Below are 15,165 nucleotides of genomic sequence, written 5' to 3' on the forward strand. Positions count from 1 at the left end.
TGAAAGAAGCAGAACTCGAATGGTGATCGGTGCTTCCGGACCAGCATGACAAGGCCGCAACCGCTGGTGAAGGGCGCTGTGTTCAGGTCTCCGCGCGGATTGTCAGGTCTTTCGCGGCAGCGTCAGATCTTCTACGGCTACGTCAGGTCTTCGACAAGTGCTCTTGGGTGCCCATCGGCCCGCGCGCGATGCTCGGGTGATGAATTCCTCCCCTGCGAAAGCCGAAATCGGCGGACTGCTCGACCGATATCTCATAGGTCTCGACGACGAAAAGCTCGACGACGACTGGGCGCGCGCTCTGTTCACCGACGACGCCCGTGTGGAGTTCCCGATGGCCCGGCACGAGGGCGTCGGGGGTCTGGCCGACTGGCACCGCGGGGCGCTGGAGGCCTTCGCCCGCACCCAGCACCTCAACTCGCCGGCGGTCGTGGACCTCACCGAGGACGACCGGGCGGTGCTGCGGGCCAATCTGGTCTCCACGCATGTGCACCACCCGGGCACGCCCGGCGATCCGCTGTTCGTGTCCGGCACGCTCGTGCGGGGCGCGGCCCGGCGCACCGGCCGGGGCTGGCGGCTGACGGAGCTGTCGTTCCACCTGGTGTGGTCGACGGGCAGCCCGCCCCGCCCGGCGGACGCCCGATGAGGGCCCTGGCCGCCGGCGTCCAGGAGGACCGGATCGCCGCGATGCTGCTGGGCATCGGGGTGATCCTGCTGGTCGGCGCCGGTCTGGGGGCGCTCGCCCGCAAGGTCGGCCAGCCCAAGGTGATCGGGGAGATCACGGCGGGCATCGTGCTGGGGCCGAGCCTGCTGGGCCTGTTCCCCGGTGACCTGACGGACCGTCTGTTCCCGTCGGACGTGCGTCCGTTGCTGTTGGCGGTGTCGCAGGTCGGCCTGGTGCTGTTCATGTTCGTGGTGGGCTGGGAGTTCGAACGGCGGCTGATCCGGCCGCACGCCCGGCTGGCGGCCGGGGTCTCGCTGTCGTCGATCGTGCTGGCCTTTGGACTCGGGGTGGCCGCCGCCGCCGTGCTGTACCCGCACCACGACACGGTGGCCGGGAAGCACATCTCGTTCCTGGCGTTCGCCACCTTCATGGGCACCGCGATGTCCGTCACCGCGTTCCCGGTGCTGGCCCGCATCCTGACCGAGAACAAGCTGATGGACACCCGGGTGGGCGCCCTGTCGCTGGCGAGCGCCGCGATCGACGACGTCCTCGCCTGGTGTCTGCTGGCGTACGTCTCGGCGCTGGTCAGCTCGGACGGCGACTACGCGGACCTGGCGCGGATCGGCGCGCTGAGCGTGGTGTACGTGGCCGTGATGCTCGTCGTCGTACGGCCGCTGATCTCGCGGCTGGTGTGGCGGTGGGCGGCCATGGAGCGCTGGCCGGCGCTGCTCGCGGTGCTGTGCGCGGGCGTGTTCGCCTCGTCGTGGCTGACGTCGTGGATCGGCATCCACCAGATCTTCGGCGCGTTCCTGTTCGGCTTCGTGATGCCGCGTGAACCCCGGCGGGTGCTCGCGGCGCATCTGCGCCGGCCGCTGGACGACGTCAGCGTGGTCCTGCTGCCGGTCTTCTTCATCGTCACCGGCCTCGGTGTCGACCTCGGCGCGCTGACGGCGGCCGACTGCCTGGCGCTGGCCCTGATCGTGGCGGTGGCGTGCGCGGGCAAGCTGCTCGGCGCGATCGCCCCGGCCCGGCTGTCCGGTCTGTCCTGGCGCGAGGCGAAGGACCTGGGCGTACTGATGAACACCCGGGGCCTGACCGAACTCATCATCCTCAACGCCGCGGTGAGCCTCGGCGTGCTCGACGGGCGGATGTTCACCCTGCTGGTGATCATGGCCCTCGTGACCACGGCGATGGCGGCGCCGCTGCTGTCCCGGCGCGAGCACCTCACGGCCGGCGACCTTCCCAAGGCACCCACACCCGTCGCGGACGCGACCGCGCCGCGCACTTGACGAGGGGGATCCCGTGATACCCGTCCAACCGTTGTCCCCGCACGAGCGGCAGCCGCGACCACCGGTCGACGGCCGTGCGCTGCGCACGGTGTGCGGCAGTTTCGCCACCGGCGTCACCGTGATCACCACCGGCGGCCCGGAGGAGGGCGCCGCGACCACGGTGAACTCGTTCACGTCCGTCTCGCTGGATCCGCCGCTGGTGCTGTTCTGCCTGCACCGGCGGTCCCGGCTGCGTCCGGTGCTCCAGCGCTCCCGCGGCTTCGTGGTGAACTTCCTGACGCACCGCCAGGAAGGGCTCGCCTGGAAGTTCGCGGGCCGTGAGTCGGCGCGGCTGACAGAGGTCCCGCACCACCGCTCGGCCGGCGGGCTGCCCGTCCTCACCGAGGCGCTCGCGTTCCTGGAGTGCCGTCTCGCCGAGGAGTACGACGGCGGCGACCACGCCATCGTGGTCGGCGAGGTCACCGCCCTCGGCACCTCCGAGGAGGAGGCCGATCCGCTGGTGTTCTACCAGGGCGCGATGCGTGTCCTGGACGCCGCGGCGCGGGGCTGAGCCGTCAGCGCGCCACCCCGGCCGGCAGGTCGGCGTCGTCGAACTCCCGCCTGGCCCGCTCGACCTTGTGCAGGTTCTCCGCGGACCAGTCGGCGAGGTGGGCGAAGATCGGCGCCAGGCTGCGGCCCAGCTCGCTGATCTCGTACTCGACCCGGGGCGGCACCTCCGGGTGGTACGTGCGCACCACCAGGCCGTCGCGCTCCATCTGGCGCAGCCGCTGCGTGAGCACCTTCGGCGTGATGGTGCGGATGTTGCGCTGGAGCTCGACGAAGCGCTGCCGGCCGAACTCGTTCAGCGTCCACAGGATCGGTGTCGTCCAGCGGCTGAAGACGATGTCGACCACCGGGGAGACCGGGCACGCCAGCTCCGAGTCGACACCTGCGCCGTGCTTCGCGGCGCCGCCCATCGTGCCTGTGCCGTCCATGCGGATCCTCCCAGGAAGCCACTTTCCTCTAGGTACCTACTTTACCCAGGATGCTAGCTTCCCGGAAGGCGGTGAGCTTCCCCGCTCCCGGCCCCCGCGCCATGTCCTTTCCCTCCTTGTCCCGTCCCTACGGAACCCTTCCGTTCACCTCCCACTAGGAGCGACATGTCGACCCAAGAGTCGCTGCGCCTTCCCCACTCCACCGACGCGTCGGCCCCGCCGAAGCGCCCCGGACTCATCCTGGCGTTCCTCTGCCTGGCCGGGTTCATGACCTTCCTCGACGTGTCGATCGTCAACGTGGCCCTGCCGACGATCGAGGACGAACTGCACATCTCCCAGACGTCGTTGCAGTACATCGTCACCACGTACGGCATGCTGCTCGGCGGCTTCCTGCTGCTGACCGGCCGGCTCGCCGACGCCTTCGGCCGCCGCCGGATGCTCCAGACCGGCCTGATCCTGTTCGCCCTGGCCTCGCTGCTCGCCGGGTTCGGCCAGAGCGCGGCCATGCTGATCGTGGCGCGCGGCGCCCAGGGTCTCGGCGCCGCGTTCATCGCGACCGCCGCGCTGTCCCTGCTCGCGAACAACTTCGAGGAGGGCGCCGAGCGCAACAAGGCGCTGGGCGCGTGGGGCGCGCTGAGCGGTATCGCCGCCGTCGCCGGCGTCACCCTCGGCGGTCTGCTGACCGACGGCCCGGGCTGGCGCTGGATCTTCTTCATCAACGTGCCGATCGGCCTCGTCCTGGCCCTGCTCGCCCCGAGGGTCGTCGCCGAGAGCCGGGCCGCCGAGCGCAGCAGCTCCTTCGACGTCGCCGGCGCCGTCACCCTGACCGCCGGTCTGGTGCTGCTCATCTTCAGCCTGTGCCAGACCGTCGACGACTCCGACGTCCCCATGGCCCGGGTCTACGGCGGCTTCGCCCTCTCCGCGGTCCTGCTCATCACGTTCCTGCTGATCGAGCGCCGCGCCCAGGCGCCGCTGATCCCGCTCGGCGTGTTCAAGCGCAAGTCGCTGCGGGCCTCCAACGTCGTCGCGGTCCTGCTGCTGGGCACCTGCGTCACCCTGTTCTTCTTCGCCAGCCTCTTCATGCAGCAGGTGCTGAACTGGTCGGCGCTGCGCACCGGTCTGGCGTACGTCCCGCTCGCCGTGATCGTGGCGGTCGGCGCGGGCGTCGCCTCCCAGCTGGTGACGAAGGTCGCCGCCAAGCCGGTGCTGATGGTCGGGCTGACCCTGACCAGCGTGGGCATGTTCCTGCTGTGGCGGGCCCCGTCCGACGCCTCCTACGCGGTGCACCTGCTGCCCGCCTTCCTGATCTCCGGCCTCGGGCTCGGCCTGTCGTTCGTGCCGGTGCAGGTGGCCGCGTTCACCGGCACCGAGGAGGACGAGTCCGGTCTGTCGGCCGGTCTCATCAACACCGCGCAGGAGGTCGGCGGCGCCCTGGGCCTCGCCGTCGCCGCGACCTACGCCTTCCGCCAGGTCGAGGAGCTGACCAAGTGGGCGGACGGGGTGCCCGCGCGGGTGACCGAGGCGCGCACCGAGGTCTTCCACGACGCGTTCCTCGCCGGTGCCTGCTTCGCCGCGGCCGGCCTGGTCCTCACGCTGATCCTGCTGCCCCTCACCAAGGCCGCGGACCAGCCCGCCGCCCCCACCGCCTGAGATCGGACCGAGCATGCCGACGTCACCGCGTCTGTCCCCCGCGGCCGAGGACTTCCTCGCCGAGAACCAGCTGTGCGCCTTCACCACGCTCCGCCCCGACGGCTCGCCCCATGTGACGCCCGTGCGCTTCACCTGGGACGGCGAGGCGGGACTGGCCCGGGTGATGACCGCGGTGACCCGGCGCAAGGCCCGCAACGTGCTGGCCTCGCCCGGGGGCCGGGTCTCCCTGTGCCAGACGGCCGGGCCCCGCTGGATCACCCTGGAGGGCACCGCCACCGTGCACGACGACCCGTCCCGGGTCCAGGAGGGCGTCCGGCGGTACGCCAAGCGGTACTGGTCGCCGCCGCCGGAGCCGCCGGGCCTGGTCGTCATCGAGATCGACGTGGACCGGGTGCTGGGCCTGCTGTGAGCGGGCCGCACACCCGCCGAGGGCGCCGGACGCGAAACCGCCGGCGCCCTCGGCGTATTTCCACCCCCTGACCCTGCTGTGGAATCTCTGACGAAACTTGTCAGAGACCTGTACTTAGGGCCGTTCAGCTTCCCCGGCTCCCCCGGAATACTGGTGAAAAATCCACTGGGAGAGGAAACATGAACCGTTTTCATGCCGACGTGATCGTCGCCGGGGCCGGCCCGTCCGGACTCATGCTCGCCGGTGAACTCCGCCTGGCGGGGCACGAGGTGCTGGTGCTCGACCGGCTGACCGCACCGATGCAGCAGTCCCGCGCCCTCGGATTTTCCGCACGTACCATCGAGGAGTTCGGTCAGCGCGGACTTCTCGATGAATTCGGTGAACTCGAGACGATACCCTTCGGCCATTTCGGCGGACTTCCCATCGATTACCAGATCGTCGAGGGCGGCAATTTCGGCGTCCGGGGTGTTCCGCAGTCGCGGACCGAGGCGATCCTGCACCGGTGGGCCACCGGCCTCGGCGCCAAGGTCCGCCGCGGGCACGAGGTCGTCGGCATGACGCAGGACGACGACGGCGTCACCGTGGAGGTCGCGGGCCCCGACGGCACCGAGACGCTGCGCGCCGCCTACCTCGTCGGCTGTGACGGCGCCCGCTCCACCGTGCGGCGCCTGGCCGGCATCGACTTCCCCGGCACGAGCGCCACCATCGAGATGCTGATGGCCGACGTCGCCACCAACGAGCTGCGCATCCGCCCGACCGGCGAGGTCGGCGAGGCCGGCATGGTCGTGGTGCTGCCGCTGGGCCCGGGGGCCACCCGCGTGGTCGTCTTCGAGCGCGGCGCCGGCGTCCGCCCGACGACGGAGGCGCCCACCTTCGACGAGGTCGCCGCCGCCTTCCAGCGCGTCACCGGTGAGGACATCACCGGGTACCGGCCGCTGTGGACCAGCTACTTCACCGACGCCAGCCGGCACGCCGCCGAGTACCGCAGCGGCCGGGTCTTCCTGGCCGGCGACGCCGCCCACATCCACCTGCCGATCGGCGCGCAGGGCATCAGCGCCGGCGTCGGCGACGTGGTGAACCTCGGCTGGAAGCTGGCCGCCGCGCTGAAGGGCCACGCCCCCGAGGGGCTGCTGGACACCTACCACTCCGAGCGGCACCCGGTCGGCGGCCGGATCGTCGCCAACACCCTGGTGCAGCGCTCCCTCTACCTCGGCGGCCCCGAGATGCAGCCGCTGCGCGAGCTGTTCGGCGAGCTGGTCGGCATCGAGGCGGTCCGCAAGCACCTGGTCGGCCTGGTCACCGGCCTGGACATCACCTACGACATGGGCGAGGGCGGACACCCGCTGCTCGGCCGCCGGCTGCCCGACCAGGACCTGCTGGCCGGCGACGAGAAGACCAGCACGTACGCGCTGCTCACGCGCGGCCGCCCGCTGCTGCTGAACCTGCGCGGCGGCGAGGCCCTGACGCGGGCCGCCGCCGGCTGGGCCGACCGCGTGGACGTCGTCGCCGCCTCCCGGCCCGACCCCGAGGCCCCCGCCGCCGACCTGCTGGTGCGCCCCGACGGCTACATCGCCTGGGTCGGGACGGACGGCACCGCCGACGGTCTGACCACCGCCCTGCAGCGCTGGTTCGGCGCCCCCGCCGCCGGCTGAGCCCCCACCGCCAGAAGAGGAGTCCCGAGTTGACCGGCAAGGCCGAGACGCAGAAGACGCCACCGCAGCCCGGCGCGTGGACCGAGTGCGACGTCATCATCCTGGGCGCCGGGATCGGCGGTTCGATCACCGGCGCGATCCTGGCCCGGCAGGGCGCGAAGGTGGTGCTCGTCGACGCCGGCCAGCACCCGCGGTTCGCGGTCGGCGAGTCGCAGAACCCGCAGCTCGTGGAGTGGCTGCACATCCTCGCCGTGCGCTACGACGTGCCCGAGCTGAAGCACCTGCTCGACATCAAGGCCGTCACCAAGCACATCGGCGCCCACCACGGCCGCAAGCAGAGCTTCGGTTTCGTGCGGCACGTCCCCGACCGGGAGCCGGACCCGCGCGAGGCGACGATGTTCGTCATCCCGAAGATGCTCACCGAGGCGTCGCACATGTTCCGCCAGGACACCGACACCTACTACTTCAACGTCGCCGCCAAGTACGGCTGCACGCTGCGCCAGAACTGGCGCGCCACCGACCTGGACTTCGACGACGACGGCGTCACGGTCACCGGCCAGAACGGCGAGGTGTTCCGCGCGAAGTACCTCATCGACGCCAGCGGCTTCCGCTCCCCGCTCGCCCAGAAGTTCGACCTGCGCGACAAGCCGACCCGGATCCGGCACCACGCCCGCTCCATGTTCACGCACTACGTCGGCATCAAGCCCTACGACGACGTGTGCGGCTACCCGGACGCGCTGCGCCCGCCCGCCGAGTCCCCCTTCCACGGCGGCACCCTGCACCACCTGATCGAGCGCGGCTGGTTCTGGATCATCCCGTTCGACAACTACAAGGACTCCCGCAACCCGGTGTGCAGCGTCGGGCTGACCTTCGACGAGCGGCTGTACCCGCAGCCCAAGGACAAGACGCCGGACGAGGAGTTCCAGCACTACCTCGACATGTACCCGGCGGTGAAGCGGCAGTTCGAGGGCGCGCGCCGGGTGCGCGAGTGGGTCTCCACGCCGGACCGCATCCAGTACTCCTCGAAGCAGACCGTGGGCGACCGCTGGTGCCTGATGTCGCACGCCGCCGGCTTCGTGGACCCGCTGTACTCGCGGGGCCTGTCCAACACCTTCGAGGTGGTGGACGCCCTCTGCTACCGCGTCCTGGACGCGCTGCGCGACGGCGACTTCTCCGCCGAGCGCTTCGAGTACGTGGAGCGCCTGGAGCAGGGCCTGCTGACGTTCAACGACATGATCGTCGACAGCTCGTACATCGCGTTCTCCCACTTCCGGCTCTGGAACGCGGTCTTCCGGGTCTGGGCCTGCTTCACCACCCCGGCCACGATGCGCCAGATCCAGGCCCGCCAGGAGTTCGAACTGGACGGCGACGACCGGCACTTCCGGAACATGGAGAAGGCTCCGTACCCGGGCCTGTGGTGGCCGGACAGCCACGCCTTCAAGCATCTGCTCGACGTCACCCACGAGACCTGCGTGAAGTACGAGGCCGGCGAGATCGACGGCGACAAGGCGGCCGACATCGTCTTCCAGGCCATCAACGACTGCGAGTCGGTCAACACGCCGTTCGGCTGGAAGGACGGCGAGGACCACCGCTTCTACCGGGCCACCACCCCCACGATGATCAAGTTCATGTGGTGGGCCAGCACCAACGGCCCCAAGGAGATGCGCGATCTCGGCCGCGCGATGCTCAAGGGCGTCGCGAAGTCGGCCCTGCGCGGCAAGAAGGTCTCCTGACCTCCTCCCCCCAACTCCCCCCACCCCCCGATCCGGTCCGCACAGGGCGTGGTGCCACCCCCAAGCGCTCGGCCCTGTGCGGGCCGCTCCCCGACCGTCCGTCACCCGTATCGACTCTGGGACACCGTGTGATCAGTCGTAGAACCCTGCTCGGTGCCGGCTCCGCAGCCGCCGGTCTCGCTCTCGTACCCGCCGTTCCGGTGCCCGCCGAAGGCACGGGCGTGCCGTACGCCCGGCTCGCGAGCCGCCTCTCGGGCCGGCTCGTGCTGCCCTCCGACCCCTACTACACCGTCGCCCGGCAGCTGGAGCTCGGCCAGTTCGACGCGGTGAACCCGCAGGCCGTCGCCTACTGCCGCAGCGCGGCGGACGTCTCGGTGTGTGTGCGCTTCGCCCAGGACCACGGGGTGCGCACCGCGGTCCGTAGCGGCGGCCACAACTACGGCGGCTGGTCCACGACCCCGGGCCTGATCATCGACGTGTCGCAGCTGAACGCCGTGACGGTGAACAGCGCCTCGTCGGTGGACATCGGGCCGGGCGCGCAGAACGTCACGATCCTGGGCGCGCTGGCCCCGCACCACCTGGTGGTCAGCGAGGGCGGCTGCCCCACCGTGTGCGCGGGCGGCTTCCTCCAGGGCGGCGGCTTCGGCTTCCTGACCCGGTCGACCGGCATGGCCTGCGACGCGGTGACCGCCGCGCAGGTGGTGCTGGCCGACGGCCGCGTGGTGACCGCCTCGGCGAAGCAGAACCCGGACCTGTTCTGGGCGATCCGCGGGGGCGGCGGCGGCAACTTCGGCGTCGTCACCCGGTTCACGGTGACCCCGCACACCGGCGACCAGATGGCGATCAGCAACCTGATCTTCCCGTACGACCGGATGGCCGACGTCCTCGACGGGGTGGCCCGCTGGCTGGTGGACGCCCCGCACACGATCGGCGGCGGCGCCTATGTGGTGCAGCCCGACGCGGCGCCGGGCTCGGTGCCGCAGGCCAACGTCTTCCTCGCGTCCCGCGGCACCCCGGCCGAACTGGGCGCCGAGACCGCCCGGTTGCTCGCCCTGACCGGGGCGCCGGCACAGCGCCAGGACGGCGTGATGACGTACCAGCAGCTCATGATGATGATCTTCGGCTGCCCCACCCTCACCGAGGCCGAGTGCCAGCGCTCCGAGAAGACGCCCTCCGGCACGCTGTCCCGCCCCGCCTACGGCCTGGAGCGCACGCGCCTCGGCAGCAGGCCGTACGCGGCGAGCGGCTGGGCGGACGTGATGACGGCGTTCGACGCGGACCGCCGGGCGGGCCAGGCGCGCTACCTCGACTTCCACTTCTTCGGCGGCGCCGCCAACGAGCCGTCCCGCACGGCGACGGCGTACGTGCACCGCGACTCGCTCTTCTCGGTCAACTACCGGGTGCTGATCAACGATCCGGCCCAGGTGACCGACGAGGCCAAGGCGGTCGCGAACACCTGGGTGGACCGGGGGTTCGCGACGATCGACCCGCTGTCCAACGGCGAGAGCTACCAGAACTGGATGGACCCCTCGCTGACGGACTGGAAGCGGTCGTACTACGCGGAGAACTACCCGCGCCTGGCCCGGATCAAGAACACGTACGACCCGAACCGCTTCTTCCGTTTCCCCCAGTCCATAGGCGCCTGAGCGCCGGCCGGCCGTCCGCCCCACGGGTGCCCTCCCCTCCGGGCACCCGCGGGGACGGGACGGCGCCGGGGTCAGGGCCGGCGGCCGTACCAGCCGACCAGGCGGTCGATGGCGGGGGCGTCGTCGGGGACGTCCACGACGGGGCCGAACGGCACCTGGCCGCCGCGCGGTTCGCGGGGCACCGCCCGCTTCATCACGGCCAGCGGCGCGGCCAGCACGGTGTCGTCCCACGCGGGCTTCTGACCGGTGGCCTTGGCCAAGTCCCAGGTGTGTAGCACGAACTCATTGGTGTAGATGACCGCGGCGGCCGCGCCGGGGACCGGCCCCCAGGGCAGCCCGATCTCCCGGCCCAGGACCGCCGGATCCGACCAGACCGACCGCAGTTCCTTCGTCCCGGCGGCCCAGGCCTCGGCCCAGGCGCCGTCGGCGACGTCCTCGGCGAAGTGCGGGACGGAGAAGAACGAACCGCCGGCGCCGATCACGGCGACACGGCGGAGCACGGAGACGAGGTGAAGGGACAGTTGGCGCACCGAGTAGTCCGGACAGGGCGTGGTGCCGTCGTAATCCTCGGGCCGCACGGACGCGAGCACGTCACCGGCCAGGTCGACGGCCTTGAACAGGCCCTCGCGGGGGTCGGCGGACGGGGTGGCGGAGGTGTTCTCGGGATGGGTCATGCCGTCGAGTCTTCCGGCGAAATGGGCCACCCTCCGGCCTATTTACCCGAAGGGGTGAGCGGCGATGCGCGCTGACCGGCTGGTGGCGGCCCTGCTGTTCCTCCAGGCGCGCGGCCGGGTCACGGCGGCGGAGCTGGCGGCCGAACTGGAGGTCTCCGAGCGGACCGCGCGCCGCGACCTGGAGGCGCTGACCGCGTCCGGTGTCCCCGTCTACGCCCAGCGCGGGCGGGGCGGCGGCTGGCGGCTGGTCGGCGGGGCGCGCACGGACCTGACCGGGCTCACCTCGCCGGAGGTGCGGGCCCTGTTCCTGGCGGCCGGGTCGTCGGGCGCCTCCCCGGAGCTGCGCTCGGCGCTGCGCAAGCTGCTGCGCGCGGTGCCGGAGCCGCTGCGGCCGCACGCGGAGGCAGCGTCCCGGGCCCGGATCGTCGACGAGCTGGACTGGTCGGGCACCGCCGTGACGGCGGCCGACCCGCATCTGGCGGAGCTGGAACGGGCCGTCCTCGACGGGGTGCGGGTCCGGCTGGGGTACGCCCGCCCCGGCGAGGAGCCGGCCGAGCGGACCGTGGACCCGCTCGGCCTCGTCCACAAGGCGGGCCACTGGTATCTGGTGGCCGGCACGGCGGACGGGCTGCGGTCCTTCCGGCTGGGCCGGGTCTCCTCGGTGGAGGCGACCGGTGAGCCGGTGCGGCGGCCCGCCGGTTTCGACCTGGCGGCGGCCTGGCGGTCGCTGGCCGGCCGGCTGGAGGACCGGCTGCTCGCGGCGGCCGTCACGGCCCACGCCGACCAGGACGCGCTGCCCGTGCTGCAGCGGCTGTTCGGCGGGCGGCTGCGGATCGGGCGGCTGCTCGGCGACGGCCGCCGGGAGATCGAGGCGGCCGGCCCCTCCCTGGAGGTGCTGGCGGCGCAGCTGGCGGGGCTGGCCGACCGGGTGGAGGTGGTGGGCCCGCCCGCGGCCCGCGCCCGGCTGGCCCGGCTGGGCCGCGCGCTGCGGGTCCGCTACGAGGAACTGGAGGACGCGGCGACTCCCTAGTCACTTTCCTCTAGGTACCTACTATACCGAGGATGCTACCGTCGAAGACATCGCACCACTTGACCCCAACTCAGCCTTGTTTCCACTCTTTTGGGAGTTCTCATGATCGTTGTCACCGGAGCCTCCGGGAACGTCGGCCGTCCGCTCGTCGAGGCGCTTGCCGCCGCGGGCGAGAAGGTCACGGCCGTCTCCCGCAATCCCCTCTCCCACGACCTGCCGGAGGGAGCGCGGCATGTCCGCGCCGACCTCGCCGATCCGTCGACGCTCGGCCCCGCCCTGGAGGGCGCCGAGGCCCTGTTCCTGCTGCTCGCCGGTGAGCTGCTGGGCGGCGGCGCCCCCGCCACCGAGGTGCTGGCGGCGGCCCGCGAGGCCGGGGTGCGGCGCGTGGTGCTGCTGTCCTCGCAGATCAACGCCACCCGCCCGGACGCCCTCTCGCACGGCCGGCTGCGCGAGTTCGAGGAGGCCGTGCGCGGCTCCGGCCTGGACTTCACGATCCTGCGGCCGGGCGGCTTCGCCTCCAACGCCTACGCCTGGATCGAGAGCGTCCGCACCCAGCGCGCGGTGATCGCCCCGTTCGCCGACGTGGCCCTGCCCGTGGTGGACCCGGCGGACATCTCCGCCGTGGCGGCCGTGGTGCTGCGCGAGGACGGGCACGCCGGGCAGACGTACGAGCTGACCGGTCCGGCCGCCGTCACCCCGCGCGAGCAGGCCGCCGCGCTCGCCGAGGCCCTCGGCGAGGAGGTCGGCTTCGTCGAGCTGACCCGCGCGCAGGCCCGCGAGCACATGGCGCGGTTCATGCCGGAGCCCGTCATCGACGGCACCCTCGACATCCTCGGGGAGCCGCTGCCCGCCGAGCAGCGCGTCAGCCCCGACGTCGAGCGCCTCCTCGGCCGTCCCGCCGGCTCCTTCGCGGACTGGGCGAAGCGCAACGCGCCCGCCTTCGCGTGACCCCTCTCCCCTGAGGGCCGCGCCGGCGGCCTCACCCCGTCGCCGGCGCCCCGGACAGCCGCGGCCCCCTTTCGGCCGGGCCGCGGCCCCGGCACCGCCCCGGATCCGGAAATCCCCCGTACGGGTCCGGGGCGGGCCATCATCCGCCGAGCCCCCAGGCCCGGCCCATCCGGTACGCGGCGCACAGGTTCACGTCGAGCAGATACGCCCCGGCCGTCCCGCACTGCTCGGTGCCGCTGCCCGGATCGACGGGCTGCCCGTGGCCCATCCCGGTGAGGCTGTACGTCTCCACGGCCGCGCGCCCGGAGGCGTCCCGGAACACCTGGTGCGGGAACCCGGCGACCGTGTCGCTGACGTCGGCGGTCTGGTCGGTGCCGTGCGCGTCGGTCCACTGCCGGACCAGGTCGGCCATGTTGACCGGCTTCACCGTGTAGTCGGCCGTGCCCTGGAAGGCGACGAGCGCCGGCCAGGGCCCGGTGTACCCGGGCCGCGCGGCCCGCACCCGGTCACCCCACTGCCGGGCGGTCTGGGTGGCGCCGACGTACATGCAGACGTACGGCGACCCGGCGGCCTGCGCGCACCCGTACGGCAGTCCGGCCACGATCCCGCCGGACGCGAACTTCTCCGGGTAGGCGGCCATCATCACGGCGGTCATGCCGCCCCCGGCGGACAGCCCGGTGACCTGGACCCGGGAGGCGTCACCGGAGGTGTCGGCGAGCTGGCGGTCCACCATCTGCGCGATCGACGCGGCCTCGCCCTGACCGCGCGCGATGTCCCCGTTCTGGAACCAGTTGAAGCAGGACGAGAGGTTGTTGGCGCTCTGCTGCTGCGGCAGCACGACGGAGAACCCCCAGCGGTCGGCGAGCTGGAGCCAGCCGCTGCCGGTGCCGTACCCGGCGGCGTTCTGGGTGCACCCGTGCAGCGCGACGACCACCGGCCGTCCGGCGGGCAGCCCGTCGGGGACGTACCGGAACATACGCAGGGCGCCGGGGTTGGACCCGAAGCCGGTCACCTCCTGGAGCGAGGCGGCGGCGGCCCGGCCGGGGGCGAGGAGGACGGAGGTCAGGGCGACCAGCAGGGTCACCAGGACGGCGAGGCGGGGACGTGCGGCTCTGGTCGGTGTCATGCGGAGGGACCGTAGAAGCGCGGGCCGGACCCCGATATGGGGCCGGACACCACAACGGGCCTCTTCCGCATGGTGGTTCAGCCGCGCCGGTTCCACCGGAACCGGCGGGCCACCACCCGCGGCTCCCGCACGGCCCACGCCGGCCCGATGGCGAGCAGCACGAGGCTGACGGCGAGGCAGCCCCCAGACCACGGCCTGCGTGACCGGTGACGACGGCGACCTCGATGCCGGGCGGCACCCGCGACCGGCCGAGCAGACACAGCGCGGCCGCCCCGGCGAGGACGACGAGGAGGCTCACGGACGTGCCGTGGCGTCCTGGCCCTGGTCCTGGTCCCGGTCCCGGTACGTCTCGTCCCGCCGCCACGGGCCGACGCCGAGCCGGCCCGTCGTCCCGAGGTCGAGTTCGGGGACGACCATCACCGGGTCGGCGCCGGGCCTGGCCCACACACGGGCGTACGGCGCGTTCACCGGCGTGCCGGCCTGGGTGGTGTTGCGCCAGGCCAGCGTGGTCCTGGCGGCCTCCCCCGGACGCAGCGTGAGAGCCTGCGGGGCTTCCTGGCCACCGAGCCCGCCACCGATCTCCTGGGTCCCCCGCAGGATGCGGACGCCCTTCACGGTGTCGTGGTCCTCATCCTGGATCTCCATCTCGGGATAGCCATCGAGCGCGTACGGCTCGGTCCCGCAGTTCACCAGGTGCAGACCGACGGCCCGCAGCCCCATGGCCGCGTCCCCGCGGTCGGCGTAGACGCGCACCCCCGACGCCGGGCAGGGCCCCGACGCCGACGACGCCTCGGCGACGGGGACGCTGCGCACCCTGATCACCTTCACGCCCGTCACCTGGAGATCGCCCGGCACCGTGCCGGTCATGGCGGCGGCGCCCTTGCCGGTCCGGCCCGGCCCGACCGCCTCGACGACCGCTTCCGCGGTGCCGGCCGCGGTCCCGGACGCCGAGCTGAACGACAGCGTCACGGTGTAGGTGGCCGCGGCGGGCGTCGTGTTGACGATCTCGAACTCCGCGCTGTGGTCGACGCCCACGCATCCGCTGTCCGGACCCCACGCGTACAGCTTCGTGACCCGCACGCCGTCCTCGTCCGTCACAGGGGACGGCAGGGGCAGCGAGGTGGGGGTGCCGGAGGGGGTCGCCGTCGGCCGGTCCGCGGAGGGCGTGGCGCCGTACTGGGTGTAGTCGGAGGGGCACAGCGCCTCCACGCCGACCTTCACGTCGGGGATGCCCGCGCCCGGTGAGGCGTCGTGCGAGCCGCACGCCGTCAGCAGCAGGAGGCCGGACAGGACAGGGGGCACCGCACGCGGGAGTCTGGGCATCCGCCCACCCCACCAGGGGAGCGCTCCCAAGGCTGTGACGCGCCCCACAC

The 15,165-nt window shown here is 72.5% G+C and carries 14 protein-coding genes; 10 read left to right on the plus strand and 4 right to left on the minus strand.

Annotated elements, in window-relative coordinates; genetic code table 11:
• The first annotated feature begins 199 nt into the window (after positions 1–199).
• Genes F8R89_RS13955 through F8R89_RS13965 form a run of 3 tightly spaced genes read left to right on the plus strand, consistent with a single transcriptional unit; the run spans position 200 to position 2,500 of the window.
• Complete coding sequence (locus tag F8R89_RS13955) at positions 200–643, plus strand: nuclear transport factor 2 family protein (RefSeq protein WP_192806123.1); 444 nt, start codon at positions 200–202, stop codon at positions 641–643.
• Positions 640–1,950 carry a cation:proton antiporter gene (locus F8R89_RS13960; RefSeq protein ID WP_151784281.1) on the plus strand — a complete coding sequence of 437 codons (1,311 nt, stop codon included), beginning with the start codon at positions 640–642 and terminating at the stop codon, positions 1,948–1,950. Before F8R89_RS13955 ends, F8R89_RS13960 begins: the two co-directional genes overlap by 4 nt.
• A gap of 13 nt (positions 1,951–1,963) precedes the next feature.
• Positions 1,964–2,500 (plus strand): flavin reductase family protein, encoded by a 537-nt coding sequence (locus tag F8R89_RS13965; RefSeq protein ID WP_151784282.1) that lies wholly within the window; start codon positions 1,964–1,966, stop codon positions 2,498–2,500.
• Positions 2,501–2,504: 4 nt separating this feature from the next.
• Here the strand turns inward: F8R89_RS13965 and F8R89_RS13970 are convergent, their stop codons facing one another.
• A complete protein-coding gene (locus F8R89_RS13970) occupies positions 2,505–2,924 on the minus strand; it encodes a winged helix-turn-helix transcriptional regulator (protein WP_225994394.1) in 420 nt (139 codons plus the stop codon).
• Between the two features lie 165 nt (positions 2,925–3,089).
• Between F8R89_RS13970 and F8R89_RS13975 the strand changes: the two genes are divergently transcribed.
• From F8R89_RS13975 to F8R89_RS13995, 5 genes are all read left to right on the plus strand, one after another.
• Positions 3,090–4,574, plus strand: coding sequence for an MFS transporter (locus tag F8R89_RS13975; RefSeq protein WP_151784283.1), 1,485 nt, complete (start codon positions 3,090–3,092; stop codon positions 4,572–4,574).
• A 13-nt stretch (positions 4,575–4,587) separates the two neighbouring features.
• A complete protein-coding gene (locus F8R89_RS13980; protein ID WP_151784284.1) occupies positions 4,588–4,983 on the plus strand; it encodes a pyridoxamine 5'-phosphate oxidase family protein in 396 nt (131 codons plus the stop codon).
• Between the two features lie 179 nt (positions 4,984–5,162).
• Positions 5,163–6,635 (plus strand): FAD-dependent monooxygenase, encoded by a 1,473-nt coding sequence (locus tag F8R89_RS13985; RefSeq protein WP_151784285.1) that lies wholly within the window; start codon positions 5,163–5,165, stop codon positions 6,633–6,635.
• Positions 6,636–6,664: 29 nt separating this feature from the next.
• Positions 6,665–8,368: an NAD(P)/FAD-dependent oxidoreductase gene (locus tag F8R89_RS13990; RefSeq protein WP_151784286.1), complete on the plus strand. Its 1,704-nt coding sequence runs from the start codon at positions 6,665–6,667 to the stop codon at positions 8,366–8,368.
• 128 nt (positions 8,369–8,496) lie between these two features.
• Positions 8,497–10,014 (plus strand): FAD-binding oxidoreductase, encoded by a 1,518-nt coding sequence (locus F8R89_RS13995; protein WP_151784287.1) that lies wholly within the window; start codon positions 8,497–8,499, stop codon positions 10,012–10,014.
• A gap of 71 nt (positions 10,015–10,085) precedes the next feature.
• On the opposite strand, the gene F8R89_RS14000 is transcribed toward F8R89_RS13995, so the two are convergent.
• Positions 10,086–10,688: a TIGR03086 family metal-binding protein gene (locus tag F8R89_RS14000; protein WP_151784288.1), complete on the minus strand. Its 603-nt coding sequence runs from the start codon at positions 10,686–10,688 to the stop codon at positions 10,086–10,088.
• Positions 10,689–10,752: 64 nt separating this feature from the next.
• Here F8R89_RS14000 and F8R89_RS14005 point away from each other — a divergent pair, with 64 nt between their 5' ends.
• Positions 10,753–11,718, plus strand: coding sequence for a helix-turn-helix transcriptional regulator (locus F8R89_RS14005; RefSeq protein ID WP_151784289.1), 966 nt, complete (start codon positions 10,753–10,755; stop codon positions 11,716–11,718).
• A 102-nt stretch (positions 11,719–11,820) separates the two neighbouring features.
• Positions 11,821–12,666, plus strand: a complete 846-nt coding sequence (locus F8R89_RS14010; RefSeq protein ID WP_151784290.1) for an SDR family oxidoreductase — start codon at positions 11,821–11,823, stop codon at positions 12,664–12,666.
• A gap of 139 nt (positions 12,667–12,805) precedes the next feature.
• On the opposite strand, the gene F8R89_RS14015 is transcribed toward F8R89_RS14010, so the two are convergent.
• Positions 12,806–13,792 carry an alpha/beta hydrolase family esterase gene (locus F8R89_RS14015; protein WP_151784291.1) on the minus strand — a complete coding sequence of 329 codons (987 nt, stop codon included), beginning with the start codon at positions 13,790–13,792 and terminating at the stop codon, positions 12,806–12,808.
• A gap of 294 nt (positions 13,793–14,086) precedes the next feature.
• Positions 14,087–15,094 carry a DUF4232 domain-containing protein gene (locus tag F8R89_RS14020; protein WP_413251255.1) on the minus strand — a complete coding sequence of 336 codons (1,008 nt, stop codon included), beginning with the start codon at positions 15,092–15,094 and terminating at the stop codon, positions 14,087–14,089.
• Between the last annotated feature and the right edge of the window lie 71 nt (positions 15,095–15,165).

The organism is Streptomyces sp. SS1-1, assembly GCF_008973465.1.
Lineage (GTDB): Bacteria > Actinomycetota > Actinomycetes > Streptomycetales > Streptomycetaceae > Streptomyces.

What these genes read in the sequence shown, in the direction of transcription:
- F8R89_RS13960 (WP_151784281.1), top strand. Translation starts at nt 640, where the DNA reads ATGAGGGCCCTGGCCGCCGGCGTCCAGGAGGACCGGATCGCCGCGATG.
- F8R89_RS14015 (WP_151784291.1), bottom strand. Translation starts at nt 13,792, where the DNA reads ATGACACCGACCAGAGCCGCACGTCCCCGCCTCGCCGTCCTGGTGACC.
- F8R89_RS13975 (WP_151784283.1), top strand. Translation starts at nt 3,090, where the DNA reads ATGTCGACCCAAGAGTCGCTGCGCCTTCCCCACTCCACCGACGCGTCG.
- F8R89_RS13970 (WP_225994394.1), bottom strand. Translation starts at nt 2,924, where the DNA reads ATGGACGGCACAGGCACGATGGGCGGCGCCGCGAAGCACGGCGCAGGT.
- F8R89_RS13980 (WP_151784284.1), top strand. Translation starts at nt 4,588, where the DNA reads ATGCCGACGTCACCGCGTCTGTCCCCCGCGGCCGAGGACTTCCTCGCC.
- F8R89_RS14005 (WP_151784289.1), top strand. Translation starts at nt 10,753, where the DNA reads ATGCGCGCTGACCGGCTGGTGGCGGCCCTGCTGTTCCTCCAGGCGCGC.
- F8R89_RS14010 (WP_151784290.1), top strand. Translation starts at nt 11,821, where the DNA reads ATGATCGTTGTCACCGGAGCCTCCGGGAACGTCGGCCGTCCGCTCGTC.
- F8R89_RS14000 (WP_151784288.1), bottom strand. Translation starts at nt 10,688, where the DNA reads ATGACCCATCCCGAGAACACCTCCGCCACCCCGTCCGCCGACCCCCGC.
- F8R89_RS13985 (WP_151784285.1), top strand. Translation starts at nt 5,163, where the DNA reads ATGAACCGTTTTCATGCCGACGTGATCGTCGCCGGGGCCGGCCCGTCC.
- F8R89_RS13955 (WP_192806123.1), top strand. Translation starts at nt 200, where the DNA reads ATGAATTCCTCCCCTGCGAAAGCCGAAATCGGCGGACTGCTCGACCGA.